The organism is Streptomyces sp. CA-106110, assembly GCF_050936285.1.
Taxonomy (GTDB): domain Bacteria; phylum Actinomycetota; class Actinomycetes; order Streptomycetales; family Streptomycetaceae; genus Streptomyces.
Map to the genome: position 1 here is coordinate 3,560,199 of NZ_JBNJNB010000001.1, position 16,165 is coordinate 3,576,363.

Below are 16,165 nucleotides of genomic sequence, written 5' to 3' on the forward strand. Positions count from 1 at the left end.
ACCGCTCTCAGGCCCCTGGGCCGTAACGGCCGTCCACCCTTATCGCGTTGATGCCGCTGACATAGCGCGCGCCGCAGCGGTCCTGCGGCAGCACGAGCTGGGGTCCGGACCGGTCGAGCAGGGTGTCGTCGATGCTTGCCGCGAGGAGGACGGGCGCACGCCCGAAGTCCGGGTCGATCTCCGCCCAGGACAGCAGGACGTAGTGGCCGTCCGCGCCCGTGACGAGGATCAGGAAGCGCAGCCGGTCCTTGCGCCGGGCGGGATCGAACACGGGACCCGCGGCCGAGAGCACGTCGTACAGCAGCGGACCCCTGAAGCAGTGGTGCTGTACGCCGCTGGTGGCGCACTCGAAACTGACCCGCTTCTCGCGCTGCGGCATGGCCAGCAGATCGGGCACGGTCAGCCGGGCGGGACGCGCGAGGTCACCGGTAAGGCTGAGCTCCGCCGGCACCGCGGCGTCGGCGACCGGTTCCGTCAGGGTCTGGCCCACAGGTCACCACCTCCCGGATGTCAGTACCCGGGCGGCGACACCGTACAAACGCACATACCGGCTCCGGAGGCCGATCACCCTGCTGATGCGATGCAATAGATGACTTCCGGATGGCATCTGCGTCATTATGATCGGCGTATCGGAGGGGTCCAAGGGGTCCCTCCCAACCGAAAAGGGGGAGTGGACCCGTGATGACCCGTTCCGCGCGCCGCAGTCGCCGTCTGCTGCAGGTGACCGGCGTGGCGGCCGCCGCGCTGCTGGCCCTGAGCGCCTGCTCGTCCTCGTCCGACTCGAGTTCCTCCCCCAAGTCCGACTCCTCGGCGTCCACGGCGTCCACGGGGTCCTCGGCCGCGAAGCTGTCCGGCACCGTCACCGTCTTCGCCGCCGCCTCCCTCAAGGAGAGCTTCACGACCCTCGGCCAGGAGTTCGAGAAGCAGCACCCCGGCACGAAGGTGTCCTTCAACTTCGGCGGCAGTGACACCCTCGCCGCGAGCATCACCAGCGGCGCCCCCGCCGACGTCTTCGCCGCGGCCAGCCCCAAGACCATGGCCATCGTCACGGACAAGAACGACGCGGCCGGCACGCCCGCCACCTTCGTGCGCAACCAGCTGGAGATCGCCACCCTGCCCGGCAACCCGGACAAGGTCGCCTCCCTGAAGGACCTCACCAAGTCCGGCCTCAAGGTCGTACTGTGCGACAAGACAGTGCCGTGCGGTGCGGCCGCGCAGAAGGCGCTGGAGGCGAGCAACCTGAAACTCACGCCGGTGTCGTACGAACAGGACGTCAAGAGCGCCCTGACGAAGGTGGAGTTGAAGGAAGCAGACGCCGCGGTCGTCTACAAGACCGATGTGAAGGCAGCGGGTGACAAGGTGCAGGGCGTGGAGTTCCCCGAGTCGGCCAAGGCCGTCAACGACTATCCGATCGTCCAGCTCAAGGACGCGCCCAACGCCGAGGCGGCCAAGGCGTTCATCGCTCTGGTGCAGTCCGCCGAGGGCCGCAAGGTCCTGACCGAGGCCGGGTTCCTCCAGCCGTGACCCGGCTCGACACGTCCGGCGCCGCGGCCGACACGCTGGTGGGCGTGCCGCGGCGCGGGCGTGTCCGCCGCCCGGGAGTTCCACTGCCGCTGCTGCTGCCCGCGCTGGTCGGCCTGGCGTTCCTGCTGCTGCCGCTGATCGCCCTGCTCGTACGGGCCCCGTGGCGCACTCTGCCCGACCAGCTGACCAGCACACAGGTGTGGCAGGCCCTGCAGTTGTCCCTGGTGAGCGCCACCGCCGCCACCGGGGTGAGTCTGGTGCTGGGCGTGCCGCTGGCCTGGCTGTTGGCCCGTACCACCTTTCCGGGACGGGGTGTCGTACGGGCGCTCGTGACGCTGCCGCTCGTGCTGCCCCCGGTGGTGGGCGGTGTGGCCCTGCTGCTGGCGCTCGGGCGCAACGGAGTGGTCGGGCGATGGCTGGACGCGTGGTTCGGGATCACGCTGCCGTTCACCACGGCAGGGGTGGTGGTGGCGGAGGCGTTCGTGGCGATGCCGTTCCTCGTCATCAGCGTGGAGGGCACACTGCGGGCCGCCGATCCTCGCTACGAGGAGGCCGCCACGACACTCGGCGCCTCCCGCTTCACCGCGTTCCGCCGGGTCACGCTGCCGCTGATCGCGCCGGGCATCGCGGCCGGTTCCGTACTGGCGTGGGCGCGGGCGCTCGGTGAGTTCGGGGCGACCATCACCTTCGCGGGCAACTTCCCGGGCCGTACGCAGACGATGCCGCTGGCCGTCTACCTGGCCCTGCAGAACGACCCGGCGGCGGCCATCGCCCTGAGCCTGGTGCTGCTGGCCGTGTCGATCGCGGTCCTTGCGGGGTTGCGGGACCGCTGGATGACCGCGTCATGACCCAGACCGGACAGGCGGCGACCGGCAGCACCCCGGCCGGCGCACGCGACGAGGGGCTCGACGCGCGGGTCGTCGTCGAGCGCGGCACCTTCCGGCTCGACGTGGCGCTGACCGTGGCGCCCGGCGAGGTGGTGGCGCTCCTCGGGCCCAACGGCGCAGGGAAGACCACCGCCCTGCGGGCGCTGGCCGGACTCGTCCCGCTCTCCGGCGGCCATCTGCGGCTCGACGGCGCCGCACTGGACCGTACGCCGACCGAGTCGCGTCCCGTGGGAGTCGTCTTCCAGGACTACCTGCTCTTCCCGCATCTGACCGCCCTGGACAACGTGGCCTTCGGTCCTCGCTGCCAGGGCGCGTCCAAGGCGGAGGCTCGCGCGATCGCCGCCGCATGGCTGGGGCGCATGGGTCTCGCCGACCACGCCGGTGCCAAGCCGCGGCGGCTGTCCGGCGGCCAGGCCCAGCGGGTGGCGCTCGCCCGCGCCCTCGCCACTCAGCCCCGGCTGCTGCTCCTGGACGAGCCGCTCGCCGCGCTGGACGCCCGCACCCGGCTGGAGGTGCGGGCCGGACTGCGGCGCCATCTCGCCGAGTTCGAGGCGGTGGCGGTGCTCGTCACACACGACCCGCTGGACGCGATGGTGCTCGCCGACCGGCTGGTGGTCGTGGAGCACGGCCGGGTCGTCCAGGCCGGCACGCCCTCGGAGATCGCCCGCCGTCCGCGCACGGACTACATCGCCCGGCTCGTGGGACTCAATCTGTACCGGGGCACGGCCAAGGGGCACACTGTGCGGCTCGACGCCGGCCCCGCGATCACGACCACGGAGGATCTGTCCGGACCGGTCTTCGTGGCCTTTCCGCCGAGTGCCGTGACCCTGTACCGGGACCGGCCGAGCGGCACCAGCGCCCGCAATCTGTGGCGGTGCGAGGTGGCCGGCCTGGAGACGCACGGCGACCAGATCCGCGCCGACCTCACCGGTGAGCTGTCCCTGGCCGCGGACCTGACTGCCGTCGCCGCGGCCGAACTCGGCCTCCAGCCGGGCGCCCCGGTCTGGGCAGCCGTCAAGGCGGCGCAGACGCACGCGTATCCGGCCTGACACGCCGCGCCGGTGCGGCCCGCCGATCCGGCCGCCGTGGGCTCAGCATAGGTACGGACGCTGACATTCCCCCACGTACCGCGAGGCGCACCCATGAACCTGAGCATCCGCAACCAGATCCCCGGGACCGTGACGGCCGTCACTCCGGGCGAGGTCATGGCGATCGTCAAGGTCAGATTGACGGGAGGTCAGGACGTGACCGCCGCGGTCACCATCGAGGCCGTCGACGAACTGAACCTCGCCCCGGGGGCCTCCGTGTACGCCCTGGTCAAGTCCACGGAGGTCGCGCTCGCGACCGCCGCCGTGGAGGGCATCTCCATCCGCAACCAGCTCCCCGGTACCGTCGAGCGTCTGACCACGGGCGAGGCCATGGCATCGGTGAGGGTCACGGTCGCGGGCGGTGCGCTGACGGCCGTGATCACGCGGCTCGCGGTGGAGGACCTCGCCCTGGCCCCCGGCTCCCCGGTCGTCGTCCTGATCAAGTCGACCGAGGTCGCGCTGGCGACGGCCTGAGCCCTCGCCGCCCTGGTCATCTGCTGCGACGCGGCGGCGTTCACCCGAATCGCCGATCACGGGAACGTTCGCCACCGCACTATCGTCTACAGTTAAGTAGACGGTCTACAAGATTGTAGTCATGCTGGGTGGCGCCGTGCCGCGCCCGGCCTCCCCCATGGAAGGGCACGCGACGATGGCCACACCCCTGTCACTGGGAGCCCAGCTCGCGGTGAACGTGCTGGACGCCCAGTCCCTGCTCGCCGCCTTCGGCGTGCTGGGCGTCGGCGTGGTGATGTTCGCCGAGACGGGCCTGCTCATCGGCTTCTTCCTGCCCGGCGACTCCCTGCTGTTCACGGCGGGCCTGCTCTGCACGGGCTCGGGTCAGCACGGAGTGAAGCTGTCGCTGCCCCTGCTGCTGGTCGCCGCGGCCGTCGGCGCGATCGCCGGATCCCAGTGCGGCTATCTGATCGGGCGCAAGGCGGGCGGCACGCTCCTCGCCCGCAGCCGCTCGGCCCGGCTGAAGGAGGGCGCACAGCGCGCCGAGGAGCTCCTCGACCGCTACGGGCACGCGAAGGCGATCGTCCTGGCCCGCTTCGTCCCCGTGGTGCGCACGGTGCTCAACCCGATGGCCGGCGCACTGCACGTGCCCGCGCGGACCTTCACCCTCTGGCAGGTGGTCGGCGGCCTCCTGTGGTCCCTCGGCCTCACCCTCGCCGGATACGCCCTCGGTTCCTCGGTGCCGAATGTCGACAAGTACCTGCTGCCGATGATCGCGGTGATCGTCGTGGTCTCGCTGATCCCGCTCGCCCTGGAGCTGCTGCGCTCCCGCCGGGCCGCGAAGGAGGGTGTCCGCGGATGACGGAAGCCTTCGACGGAACGTGGGTGGACGGCTCGGCCTACACCGACGTGGTGGGCCTCGCCCACCGCGCGCCCTCCTGGCTCGACGCCCTGATCTCCGCCTGGTCGACCTACGGGCTCGGCCTGTTCGCCGTACTGATGCTCGCCGGCTGGTGGCGGGCACGCCGCACCGGCTCCGGGGCCGCGGTGGTCGCCCTCGCGGTCCCGTTCGTGGTCGTCCTCGCCTATGCGCTGAACGACGCGCTGAAACTGGTCGTCCGCGAGGACCGCCCGTGCCAGAGCCTGCGTGTGGTCACGCTCGAGGCGTGCCCGGCCCCGGGCGACTGGTCGTTCCCCAGCAACCACATGGCGATAGCCGCGGCGGCCGCGGTCGCGCTGTACTTCGTCTCCCGCCCCATCGGCTGCACGGCGCTGCTCGCCTCCGGCGCGATGGGCGTGTCCCGGGTGTGGGTCGGTGTGCACTATCCGCACGACGTGATAGCCGGGTTCGTCGTGGGAGCCCTCGTCGCATCGGTCGTGATGATCCCGTTGACCCGTCACCCCGATGCCCTGGCCCGCCGTCTGGCGACCACCCGGCTGCGTCCGCTCCTCTCGGCGTCCGCGGCCGCGGAGGACCCCGCCTCGGACCGGGTGGCCACTCCCACCTGACCGGCCCGGGCCGGCACCCGCGAAACCCCGCCCGACCGGCGCGCGACCCCATGGAGGACCATGCGCCACAAGATCCTGGTCGTCGAGGACGACCACGCCCTGCGGGACGTGCTGCTGCGCGGCCTGTGGGAGGAGGGGTTCGACACGGTGCCCGCCCCGGACGGCGCCACCGCCCTGCGGCTGGCCCGCGACGACGTCTCCGCGGCGGTCCTCGACATCGGACTGCCCGACGCCGACGGCCGTGACGTGTGCCAGGCGATCCGGGCCAACGGCTTCCTCGCGCCGGTCGTCTTCCTGACGGCCCATCACCGGCTCCCGGACCGGCTGTCCGGCTTCTCGGCCGGCGGCGACGACTACCTGTCCAAGCCGTTCCACCTCGCCGAACTCGCCGCCCGGCTGCGCGCGGCCGTCAAACGGGCCGCTCCCCGCCCGGCCGCGACCGCGGGCGACCTGGTCCTCGATCCCGTGCGGCACCGCTTCACCGTGCGCAGCGGGCACGTCGACCTGACGCCGACGGAGTTCCGTCTCCTCGCCGCGCTCATGGCGGCGGGCGGGGACATCGTGCGCCGCCGCGAGCTGGTCCGGGCGGGCTGGCCCGAGGGCGCCCTGGTCAGTGACAACACGCTGGACCAGTATCTGACCCGGCTGCGCCGCAAGCTGCGCGAGTCGGGCAGCGACCTGTCGATCGGCACCGCGCGCGGCATCGGGCACCGGCTGTCATGACGGCGGTCCCCGCCCGGCTCGTCGCCCGCCCGGCACGGGCGGCGGCCCTGCTCGCCCGGCTGGCCCCGAGCACGCTGCGCGGCCGTCTCTCCCTGGTGGCGCTCACCACCGCCGCGCTCATCATGGTGATCCTCACCATCCTCTTCAACACGGTGGTCCGTCAGCACCTCCAGCGCCAAGCGGACGACGAACTGCGCACCCGGGCGGCGGCGGTCGCCACGACGGTCGACACCAGCGGCCCGAAGGTGCGCTTCCTGGAGACCTCCAACGACGCGCTCCTGGACGCCAACGTCTGGATCTACTCCGGTGCGCGCCTGCTCGAACAGCCCGCCTCCACCACCGCGCGGGGGCCGCTGACCCGCGTCGCGTACGGCTTGGTGGCGCACGGCGGCCAGGACTGCGTCACCGCCGAGGACCGCCACGCCGACGGACCCGTCCGGCTGTGCGCCGAGCCCGTGGCCCGGCGCGCGGGAGGCAGTGCGGCGACCGTCGTCACCGCGTTGGACCTCTCCCCGTACCGCAGTTCGGCGGACACGCTGCTGCTGGGATCGTTCGTCCTGGACACCGTGATGCTCGCCTGCACCTATGCGCTCACCCGTCTCGCGGTCGGACGGGCGCTGCGTCCCGTGGGCACCATGACCGACCAGGCCACGCAGTGGAGCGCCGTGGCCTCCGAAGAACGCTTCGGCGCGTTAGGCCGGCCGGCGGAACTGGCCAGTCTCGGGCTGTCGTTGGACGCCCTCCTCGACCGTATCCGGGCGGTGCTGCGCTATGAACGGCAGCTGACCGCGGAGCTGTCGCACGAACTGCGCACCCCGCTCAGCAGGATCGTCGCCGAGCTGGACTGGTGGCAGGCCCGCCCGCGCACGGACGCCGAGACAGGGGCCGCCCACGCCGTGATCGCCGACGCCGCCCAGTCGATGCGCACCATCTGCGACACCCTGCTGAACGACGCCCGCGAGGGCACGTCCACCGCTCCGGGGACGGCCGAAGTGCTGCCGGTGCTGCGTCGCCTGGCCGCCGGCCTCGCCGCCCCGGCTCAGCTGACGGTCGAGATCCGCGCAGGGGACGAGCGGCTGGAGGCGGGGGTCCCCGCCGCCCTGCTCCAGCGGACGGTCAGTCCGCTGCTCGCCAACGCCCTGCGCTTCGCCCACTCGTACATCGCTGTCGAGGCCCGGCGCACGGTCGACGGCGTACGGATCGACGTCACGGACGACGGTCCGGGGGTGCCGGAGTCGTTCGCCGGGCGGCTCTTCCAGCCCGGGCAGCGAGCCGATCCGCACGACGGGCACGGAGGTGCGGGCCTCGGGCTTCCGCTCGCGCGACGCCTGGCCCGCTCGGCCGGCGGCGAGGTGCGCCACGATCCCGGCCACACCCCGGGCGCGCGGTTCGTGGTCACCCTGCCCGCCGGCTGACGGGATCCCGACCGTCGGGGGCCGGCGGCGGTGCGACGGCGTGTCTGCGCTCCTGGACGTGGGCGTAGGCCATCAGGCCGAGCAGGATCGCGAGCAGCACGGCCGACGAGCCCGCGGTGCCGAGGTCGAGGCCGCCCTTGTCGGCCGGCTTGGTGAGGAAGTCACCGGCGGTGGCGCCGAGCGGGCGGGTGAGCACGAAGGCGATCCAGAACAACACCACATTGGGCACCGCGGGCACCCGCATCAGGACGACGAGCACCAGCAGCGCACCGGTCACGAGCAGCGCGCCGCCCCCGTAGCCGAGGCCGGAACTGTCGGAGAGGAAGTCGCCCATCGAGGTGCCGAGGGTGTTGGAGACGAGGATCGCCGACCAGAAGAGGGCCTCGCCGCGGAAAGTGACGATGTCGCGGATCTGGAACGTCATCCCGGTCAGCTTCCAGACGGTGAAGATGACGAGCAGGATCGAGATGAGGATGGCGGCGCCCGCGGGATAGCCGAGACCCAGGCCCTGGGGCCCCCAGCCGAGCGAGGTGGATCCCTTCGCCAGGTACTTTTCGCTGGCGTCGCGGTTCATGAAGTCGGACATCGTCGTGCCGGCCATGCTGGTCGACAGGATGACGGTCCAGTAGAAGAAGGGGTTGTAGCGGGCGGAGCGGAGCTGGACGACCAGGGTCACCACGAAGACCAGGAACAGCGCGATCGTGGTGAGGAAATAGCCCAGCCTGAGGGTCTGGGCGAACAGGTCGCCCGCCGTCTCGCCCAGGGTGGTCGCCGCGATCTTCATGATCCAGAAGGCCAGGGTGACCTCCGGCAGTTTCTTCACCACACTCCTTCGTGCCTCGGCGGCGCCGGGGCGGGTGAGGACTTCGGACTTCTCCACGGTGCGGACCCTCCAGTGCGGGCAATGACACAGGGCGCTCGTGGAAGGCGAGCGCCCTGCGCAGACGGTGGGGACGGCCGTGCGTCGCGGCCGCGTCGGGGTCCGACCCTGTCAGCGGTGACCTGAATCGATCCTGAACACGTGATGACCCGTCAGTTCGTGTTTGCCGCCGCATGCTCGGGATCGGCGGCATCCGTGCGGGTCACCGAGAGGTGGATGACCAGGGCGAGGATGACGGTGAGGAACAGCGCGCTGGTCACGACAGTGCCCAGGCCGAGGCCGCCGTCACCGGTCGGCTGGGAGAGGTAGTCACCCATCGAGGCGCCCAGCGGACGGGTGAGGACGTAGGCGATCCAGAAGCTGGTCACGGCGCCCAGGCCGAGCGCGAAGCGGGCCACCGCGACCGCGGCGATCGCGAGGGCGAACAGGACCGCGGAGACCCAGTAGCCCAGGTTCATCTTCTCGGCGACGAGGTCGCCCGCGGCGGTGCCGAGGGCGAAGGTGAACAGGACCGCGAGCCAGTAGAAGGACTTGCGGCGCACGGTGTCGACGTGATGGATGGACAGGGTGCGCTCGGTGCGGTACCAGGCGGCGAACACGATCGCGAGGAGGACCGCGAACACCGTGGTGCTCAAGGTCAGCGGCACACCCATGTTGTCGGTGAGGTTGTCGCTGATCAGGGTGCCGACCACGCTGATCAGGGCCACGGCGAGCCAGTACACGCCGGGACGGTAGGCCTTGGTGCGGAACTGCACGACGAGCACCACCGCGAGCAGCGCGCTCATCAGCAGCGACACCGGTCAGGCCGAGGCCCGCCTTGTCGTTGAGGAGGTCGGCCGCGGTCTCGCCGACCGTCGTGCACAGGACCTTGATGATCCAGAAGTAGACGGTGACCTCGGGGACCTTGTTCCAGCGCAGTCGCGGAGCGGCTTCGGCGGCGTCCCGGAGCCGGGCGTTCTCAGATATCTCAGATGCCATGAGGCCCGACGGTGCCAACGGAAACCTGAACGCATCCTGACCACGGCGGCGCATCACGCGCCCCACCTGGCACACACTCACAGGGCACACTACGGCCGGACATCGGCCTGCTGACGCCGCTGCGACACCCCGGCGGTCACAACTCCTTGCGCTTGACCAGCAGGGCGAGCACCACAAGGCCCGGGATCAGCGGCAGCCACACCGTCAGCAGCCGGTAGCCGATGACCACGGAGGCCGCCATGCCGCCGGGGGCGCCGACGAGTGCGAGGGAGATGGCGAGCGCGGCGTCCAGGGAGCCGATACCGCCGGGGGTGGGCAGCAGTACGGCCGCACTGCTCGCCACGAGGTAGGCCAGCGCCACCTCCCCCGGCGGCAGCGGCAGACCGAGCGACCGGGCGACCGCGATCACCACCAGTGAGTGCAGCGAGGCGAAGGCCAGCGACCCGCCCCACAGGGCGGCCGCGCGGCCGGGGAGCCGGTGCACGGCTCGTACATCCGCCAGCACGGCCCGCGAGGCACGCCGCAGCGGTCCGCACAGGACCACCCCGAGCGCCACGGCGACAAGGACCGCGGCCGCCACCGCGACGGTGGAGAGGGGCGGCAGGCGCAGCAGCCCGGGGCCGGCCAGGGCCAGGACCGCGATCAGCGCGCCGCGCGACACGGCACCCGCGGTGGCCTTCACCGCCAGCGCCGTCGCCGAGCGGGGCACGGACAGTCCGCAGCGGGTCAGAAAGCGCAGGTTGACGGCGCCCGCGCCGGCGCCCGCGGGCAGCAGATGGTTGGCGGCGGAGGCGGCGAACTGCACGGCGACCAGGCGTGCCCCGGGCAGGCCCTCGGTCACGGCACCCTGCTGGGCGAGCGCCGAGCAGGCCCAGGTCGACACGGTGGCCGTCGCGGCGAACAGCAGCCAGCCCGGGTCGGCGCCGGCGAGCCGCGCGGCACCCGCCTCGATCACCGGCCAGTGGTGCCGGGCGAGGAAGGCGGCGCCGACGAGCACGGCGAGGGTGGCGGCCACGTGCCAGGGGGCGCGCCCGCGCAGGGACATCAGCCGGGGGGCGGGCGGCGCGGACGTGGCCGGTGCCGCCTCGGTCGTGGTCGGAGGCGTCATCCGGGTCCGCCCCCTGCCGCCGTGGGGGCGACGTAGATGTGCACACCGTCGAAGGAGTGCGCGCTCCAGTCGTGCGCGTACGACGGCAGCCGGCCCGCGACGGTGTCCAGATAGGCGGCGGGCATGCGCCCGGCGATGCGCGCGATGTCCCCGGCGGTGCTGTTCTCGTTGCTGCCGTCGGTCGCGGCGGAGGAGCAGCCGGTGTAGAAGGCGATGGGGACGGATTCGTACCCGGCCAGCAGACAGGGCGGCCGCACACCCAGCCGGTGCAGTTCGGCGGCGGTACGGGACCAGGCGTGGCGGTCGGCGGTGGTGCGGTCCACGGTGCGGTGCAGCACCGTGTACTGCACGGCCAGATGCCCGGCGAGACCGAGCGCGACGAGCGACGCGGTGACCGGCCGCCACCGTCCGTCCGGCGCCGTGACCAGGTGAAAGAGTGCGTCGGCCACGGGAATCGCGAGCAGTGCGTAGGCGGGCAGCAGGAAGCGGGGCGCCGCGTATCCGATCAGGAACAGGTACGGGAAGGCCGCCGTCACCGCGCAGACCACCGGCACCACGGTCCGGCTGGGGGGTGCCGGGCGCCGGGCCCGGAAGGCGATGACGACCGCCAGAGCGGCGAGCAGCGGCAGGACGAACCACCAGGCCGTGATGGACGGGTTCGGCAGGGGGCCGGAGCACGGGCGGCACAGGGTGCGGCCGCCGAGGCTGCGCAACTGGTCGCCGATCGCGATGCTCCAGCCCAGGCCGCCCTGTATGCGGGAGCCCTCGGACAGGCGCCGCAGGAGCCCTCCGTAGCTTTCGTACGCCTCGGCGGTCCACTGGGCCCATCCGACCGCGAGCCCGCCCACCAGCGCCAGCAGCACCGGCAGGCGCCGCCACCGGGGCAGGAAGATCAGCAGGAACAGCAGCGGTGCCGTGGTCCAGACGGCGTCGGTGGGCCGCATCAACGTCATGACCGCCACGCTCACGCCGACGCCCCACACGGCTGCCCGGTCCGCGGTGTCCGCGTGAGCGCGCAGAAAGCAGCCGACGGCGGCCAGGGCGCCGACCGCCACCCAGTAGTTGGGCATGGCCTGCGGGCCGTAGAAGAGGGTCACCCACAGGCTCGCGAAGAGTGCGCCGCCGAGGGCGAGGACGCGGGCCGGGAGGAGGCCGGACCAGGAACGCAGGGCGAGGAACAGGGAGGCGCCGGACAGCACCGCGAGGTAGAGCCTGAGCAGGGCGGTGGAGGAGGACCACGAGGTGACCGGGGCGACCAGGAAGGATGTCCCCCGGGCGCGCGGCGCGCTGAAGTACGCGGCCGGGGCGTGGGCGCTGATCTGGCTGACGTACACCGTCTCGTCCCAGCCGAGTCCCATGCGGGGCCGTACGACGAGTAGCTGGGCGAGCGTGAAGGCGGCCGCCACGAGGGCCATCAGACCCGGGCCGCGGTCGCGCCACGACATACCGGCCACCGACGGCCCCGTGAGCCGGCGGACCCCGGCCAGCGTGGTGTACCCGCTGTTGGTCATACCCATCCTCACCCCCTACAGGCCGTAGGGGCATCACACCCTACAGTACGTAGGGTTGACGGTCGAAATCAGGGACGAATCAGGCAAATCACGCCTAAGTTAACCCGGTTGACCTTGGGGTGCAGTTCGAGTGGGGTGGCCACCCGGCCACCTTTCGGCGTCATTGCGCCGATCGGGTGAACGCACAGCGCTCCGGCCGGAAGGCAGCGCGCTCCGCCCGCCGCCGTCGCGCTCCCCTACGCGCTGTAAGGTTGCGAGCATGGCTGGCACAGGCCCCCAGGGCAGAGCGGAACGGCGCAACGCCGGTGAGCTGGAGAGCGAGGTGCTCGCCACACTGTGGGCCACCGAGCAGGCGCTCACGCCGGCCGAGATCCAGGCCGATATCGGCGGCGGCCTCGCCTACAACACCGTGCACACCATCCTGAAGCGCCTCTACGACAAGGGACTCGTCCTGCGCGACGTGGACGGGCGGCGCGGCGCGTACCGGCCCGCGAAGAACGCGGCCGAGCTGACCGCCGAGGCCATGCACGAGGCCCTGGACCGCGGACCCGACCCGATCGCCACGCTCCAGCAGTTCGTCTCCGGACTCAGCCCCGAGGAGGAGCAGGCCCTGCGTGACCTCCTCGGCGGCCCACCGCTCCCCGACGGAGGCGGCGTATGAGGATCGACGTCTACCTCCCGATCCTGCTCTCGCTGCTGCTGACGGCCCTCAGCCCCCTGGTCGGCCGGCGGGTGGCGCCCGCGCTCGCGGCCCGGGTGCTGGCCACGTCCGCCGTCTTCACCGCGGCCGCCACCACCTGGTCGCTGCTCCTGCTCGCGGTCACCCTGGTGAACCAGGCGCCGCCGGTCGTCGCGGACGCCCGCGACGACGGCCGCCGACTGCCCGACCCGGTCCCGGAGACGATCGCCGTGGCAGCGACCCTCGCACTCGTACTGATCGCCGTACGCGTGTACCGGACCGTCCGCGCCGAGCGCACCACCCGCCGCGCACTGCGCCGCCTGTGCGCCGGGTATCCGAAGGACACGGAACTCGTCGTCGCCGCGTCGTCCCGGGCACAGGCGTTCGCCATCCCCGGCAACGCCGGGGCACCGGGCCGGATCCTGGTCACCTCGGCGATGCTGAGCGCGCTCGAACCGGCAGAGCGCCGGGTGCTGCTGGCCCACGAGCGCGCCCATCTGGCCCACCGGCACGCGTTCCTGGCGAGTGCCGTCGCCCTCGCCACCGCGGCCGACCCGCTGCTCGCACCGGTACGCACCACCGTCAGCTTCCTCGTCGAGCGCTGGGCGGACGAGCAGGCGGCCGACGTGGTCGGCGACCGCTCCACGACGGCCCGCGCCCTGGCGCGCGCGGCCCTCAGCGCAGAACGCCGCTCTCCGTCCTGTGCGCTGTACTTCAGCGACCACGCGGTCGTCCGGCGCATCGCCGCCCTCCAGGCCGGTCCGCCTCCGCACCTGTGGCCGCTCGCCGCGACGACGCTCGCCCTCGGCGCACTGCCGGCCCTGGGGGCCGCGGACGCGACAGGCGATCTGCTGCGGCTGCTGGAGCACGTCCTGGTGTGACCGGCCGACACGCCCCGCCACCCGGGGCCGGACTCCGCACAGGACGCTCCCTCCGCTCAACTCCCGGTGCCCGAAGGGATGATCGTCGGCACCCCGGAAGCGTAGAGTCGATGATCGTCCGAACGGAGGAGTCCCATGACCGACGCCACCGGAACCGCCGGCGCATTCAAGGACATCCCGACCACCACCCTCGCCGACCTGCTCGGCCGCGAGCAGGTCATGGACATCGGCATCCGCCCGCTGTGGCCCTCGGGGCCGCGCGTGGCGGGTCCGGCGTTCACAGTCCGCTGCCCTCCCGGCGACAACCTGATGCTGCATGCGGCGATCCACCGCGCGGAGCCCGGTTCGGTCATCGTCGTCGAGTCGGGAGACGTCGACTACGCGCTCGCGGGAGGCAACGTCTGCGCCGTCGCCCAGCGCCGGGGAGTCGCCGCGTTCGTGGCCGACGGCGTCATCCGCGACCTGGCGGAGGTCCGCGAAATCGGCTTCCCGGTCTTCGCCCGGGGCGTCATCCCGATCCCGGGCACCAAGAACGCCGTGGAACCGCTCAATGTGACGGTGCGGTGCGGCGGTGTCCGGGTGCACGCCGACGACGTGGTGGTGGCCGACGAGGAGGGCGTGGCGGTGGTCCCCGCCGCCCGTCGCGAAGAGATCCTCGCCGCCGCCCGGAATAAGCTCGCGAAGGAGGAGCAGGAAACCCTCGACATGTGGGAGAAGGCGCACCGGGCGAAGATCGACGCGATTCTGTCGGAGAAGGGGTTCGAGGACTGAGCCACTCTTGACGCGACGTCAAGCATCCAGCTCGAAGCCCACAAGGTGCTTCGGCCGGACGTACGGCGTGGTCCAACGCTTGCCCAGGTCTGGGACTACGCAGAACCGTTCCTAGTCAGTCAGTGAGCAGGAGTGAGTCTTGTACCCAATCCTGGTCAGCTGGCGCATCTCGAACGGTGGTGGATGCACTGGTCGCCCGCGTTCGCGCCGCGTCCGGCGACACGGATCGTGTCCGTGGTCCGGGGATGCGGGGGCGGGTTCCCTCACGCCCTGGGGTGCCGTGTCCGGCCTGGGCGGTCCGATGCCCCACACGATCGCTCTGGTCGTGTGGGGGCGGTGCCGTCCGTCGCCGGATGCGGTGCCCCAGGGCGCGCCTGCCGATCGCGATGCTCGCAGCATCGCGACGGCTGGTCTTCCTGGTCGTGTGGGTGAGGTGTTTCTGCCAGTGCTGGGCGCCCCACCTGCTGGTGTAGGCCGGGTCCACGGCGATGATGGGGATGCCGAGTTCGGCCGCCATGCTGACAAGCCGGGCCCGCAGCTTGGACACCGGCATGCCGGAGATCACCTGCCGGAACCGCTTCCGGCGGCCGTGCCTCTCCCGGGTCTTCTCCGCGCTGAAGTCGAGGTCTTCGACCGCGATCGACAGGCCGCGGCGTTCGGCCCAGTGCAGGAGCCGGATCAGTGCATGCCGTACCTGGGCGTCACGATGGTTCGCGGTGCCGGACAGGTCTTAGAGCCCGTGAACAAACTGATCATTTCCGGTGCTTGGCGTCCTTCGTGCCCGCCAGGCGCCGGGACATCAGCATGATCATGGACCACTTGACCATGGCTTCATGGTGCTCGGGTAACCGTTCGTAGTCGCGTACGCAGCGGCGGCGCTGGAAGATCCACGACAGCGTGCGCTCAACCACCCACCTGCGTGGCAGTACCACGAAGCCCTTGACGTCGTCGTTGCGCTTGACGATCTCGATCGTGAGCTGGAGCTTCTTCTTGGCCCAGGTGACGAGTTTCCCGGCGTAGCCGCCGTCGGCCCAGACCAGGCTGATTGATTCGAAGAGGTCACGCAGGTGCGTCAGCGAGGGGCGGGCGCCGTCGCGGTCCTGCACGCTCGCGCTGGTGACCATGACGACGAGGAGCAAGCCGATCGTGTCCACGATCACGTGGCGCTTGCGGCCTGCCACCTTCTTGCCCGCGTCGTACCCGCGGCTGTCGGCGCCGACCGTCTCCGCAGCGCGTACCGACTGCGAGTCGATGATCGCGGCGGTCGGGTCGGTGTCCCGGCCCTCGGATCGGCGGACCTCGTCACGCAGGTCGTTGTGGATGGCGTCGACGCTTCCGTCCTGCCACCACCGGGTGAAGATGGTGTGCACCGTGCGCCAGTGCGGGAAGTCGCCTGGCAGGTTGCGCCACTTGTTGCCGTTGTCCGCGACGTAGAAGATCGCGTCCACGATCAGCCGACGGCAGTACTCCTCCGGCCGCCCGCCATTGCCGTCCAGCCATGCCGGCCACGGCAGTACCGAAGCGATGACCTGCCACTCCGCATCCGTGGTGTCTGAGGTGTAGCGGCGGGGCCGGGCCGGATGACGGCGACCGTGCCCGAACCGGCAGGCCAGGCAGGGGCAGTGACCTTGCCCGTCTGGGGTGACAGCGGTGGCGGCAGGGGCGTACAACGGCATGACAGGACCTCTTGGCGCGACTGGGCTTCGACACCGCAGTTGCTACCAAGAGGTCCTGGTCGTTCACGTCACTTCACCGATT

Annotated in this window: 16 protein-coding genes and 2 pseudogenes; 11 read left to right on the forward strand and 7 right to left on the reverse strand. The window is 71.7% G+C overall.

Going from position 1 to position 16,165, the window contains the following annotated elements:
- Window positions 1-7 precede the first annotated feature (7 nt).
- Window positions 8-490 carry a molybdopterin-dependent oxidoreductase gene (locus ACQEXA_RS16310; protein WP_432933870.1) on the reverse strand — a complete coding sequence of 161 codons (483 nt, stop codon included), beginning with the start codon at window positions 488-490 and terminating at the stop codon, window positions 8-10.
- A 191-nt stretch (window positions 491-681) separates the two neighbouring features.
- Here ACQEXA_RS16310 and modA point away from each other — a divergent pair, with 191 nt between their 5' ends.
- The 8 genes from modA (at window position 682) to ACQEXA_RS16350 (ending at window position 7,599) form a co-directional block, all read left to right on the forward strand.
- Entirely contained in the window at window positions 682-1,524 is an 843-nt protein-coding gene (gene modA / locus ACQEXA_RS16315; protein WP_433130435.1) for a molybdate ABC transporter substrate-binding protein, read from the forward strand.
- On the forward strand, window positions 1,521-2,372 hold the full coding sequence (gene modB, locus ACQEXA_RS16320) for a molybdate ABC transporter permease subunit (protein WP_432933866.1): 852 nt from the start codon (window positions 1,521-1,523) through the stop codon (window positions 2,370-2,372). Before modA ends, modB begins: the two co-directional genes overlap by 4 nt.
- Window positions 2,369-3,460, forward strand: a complete 1,092-nt coding sequence (locus ACQEXA_RS16325) for an ABC transporter ATP-binding protein (RefSeq protein ID WP_432933864.1) — start codon at window positions 2,369-2,371, stop codon at window positions 3,458-3,460. The genes modB and ACQEXA_RS16325 overlap by 4 nt, the downstream gene beginning before the upstream one ends.
- A gap of 93 nt (window positions 3,461-3,553) precedes the next feature.
- Window positions 3,554-3,973 (forward strand): TOBE domain-containing protein, encoded by a 420-nt coding sequence (locus ACQEXA_RS16330; protein ID WP_432933862.1) that lies wholly within the window; start codon window positions 3,554-3,556, stop codon window positions 3,971-3,973.
- A gap of 157 nt (window positions 3,974-4,130) precedes the next feature.
- Window positions 4,131-4,814, forward strand: coding sequence for a DedA family protein (locus ACQEXA_RS16335; protein ID WP_432939633.1), 684 nt, complete (start codon window positions 4,131-4,133; stop codon window positions 4,812-4,814).
- Window positions 4,811-5,461, forward strand: coding sequence for a phosphatase PAP2 family protein (locus ACQEXA_RS16340; RefSeq protein ID WP_432933860.1), 651 nt, complete (start codon window positions 4,811-4,813; stop codon window positions 5,459-5,461). The genes ACQEXA_RS16335 and ACQEXA_RS16340 overlap by 4 nt, the downstream gene beginning before the upstream one ends.
- 60 nt (window positions 5,462-5,521) lie before the next feature.
- Window positions 5,522-6,184, forward strand: coding sequence for a response regulator transcription factor (locus tag ACQEXA_RS16345; protein WP_432933858.1), 663 nt, complete (start codon window positions 5,522-5,524; stop codon window positions 6,182-6,184).
- Entirely contained in the window at window positions 6,181-7,599 is a 1,419-nt protein-coding gene (locus tag ACQEXA_RS16350; protein WP_432933856.1) for a sensor histidine kinase, read from the forward strand. The genes ACQEXA_RS16345 and ACQEXA_RS16350 overlap by 4 nt, the downstream gene beginning before the upstream one ends.
- Here ACQEXA_RS16350 and ACQEXA_RS16355 read toward each other — a convergent pair.
- The 4 genes and pseudogenes from ACQEXA_RS16355 to ACQEXA_RS16370 all read right to left on the reverse strand — a co-directional run bounded on the left by ACQEXA_RS16355 (window position 7,580) and on the right by ACQEXA_RS16370 (window position 12,076).
- Complete coding sequence (locus tag ACQEXA_RS16355) at window positions 7,580-8,479, reverse strand: COG4705 family protein (protein WP_432933854.1); 900 nt, start codon at window positions 8,477-8,479, stop codon at window positions 7,580-7,582. The genes ACQEXA_RS16350 and ACQEXA_RS16355 overlap by 20 nt on opposite strands.
- A 152-nt stretch (window positions 8,480-8,631) precedes the next feature.
- Window positions 8,632-9,457: pseudogene (locus ACQEXA_RS16360) on the reverse strand (COG4705 family protein).
- A 136-nt stretch (window positions 9,458-9,593) separates the two neighbouring features.
- On the reverse strand, window positions 9,594-10,565 hold the full coding sequence (locus tag ACQEXA_RS16365; RefSeq protein ID WP_433130437.1) for a lysylphosphatidylglycerol synthase transmembrane domain-containing protein: 972 nt from the start codon (window positions 10,563-10,565) through the stop codon (window positions 9,594-9,596).
- On the reverse strand, window positions 10,562-12,076 hold the full coding sequence (locus ACQEXA_RS16370; RefSeq protein ID WP_433130439.1) for a hypothetical protein: 1,515 nt from the start codon (window positions 12,074-12,076) through the stop codon (window positions 10,562-10,564). The genes ACQEXA_RS16365 and ACQEXA_RS16370 overlap by 4 nt, the downstream gene beginning before the upstream one ends.
- Window positions 12,077-12,335: 259 nt before the next feature.
- Here ACQEXA_RS16370 and ACQEXA_RS16375 point away from each other — a divergent pair, with 259 nt between their 5' ends.
- The 3 genes from ACQEXA_RS16375 (at window position 12,336) to ACQEXA_RS16385 (ending at window position 14,407) form a co-directional block, all read left to right on the forward strand.
- Window positions 12,336-12,737, forward strand: coding sequence for a BlaI/MecI/CopY family transcriptional regulator (locus ACQEXA_RS16375; RefSeq protein WP_359394184.1), 402 nt, complete (start codon window positions 12,336-12,338; stop codon window positions 12,735-12,737).
- The gene (locus ACQEXA_RS16380; RefSeq protein WP_432933850.1) at window positions 12,734-13,636 is read left to right on the forward strand and encodes a M48 family metalloprotease; all 903 of its coding nucleotides are present in this window, start codon (window positions 12,734-12,736) and stop codon (window positions 13,634-13,636) included. Before ACQEXA_RS16375 ends, ACQEXA_RS16380 begins: the two co-directional genes overlap by 4 nt.
- 135 nt (window positions 13,637-13,771) lie before the next feature.
- Entirely contained in the window at window positions 13,772-14,407 is a 636-nt protein-coding gene (locus ACQEXA_RS16385; RefSeq protein ID WP_432933848.1) for an RraA family protein, read from the forward strand.
- 115 nt (window positions 14,408-14,522) lie between these two features.
- On the opposite strand, the pseudogene ACQEXA_RS16390 reads toward ACQEXA_RS16385, so the two are convergent.
- Window positions 14,523-15,137: pseudogene (locus tag ACQEXA_RS16390) on the reverse strand (IS200/IS605 family accessory protein TnpB-related protein); the annotation flags it as partial.
- Window positions 15,138-15,159: 22 nt separating this feature from the next.
- Window positions 15,160-16,083 (reverse strand): IS5 family transposase, encoded by a 924-nt coding sequence (locus tag ACQEXA_RS16395; protein ID WP_432929601.1) that lies wholly within the window; start codon window positions 16,081-16,083, stop codon window positions 15,160-15,162.
- Window positions 16,084-16,165: the final 82 nt, after the last annotated feature.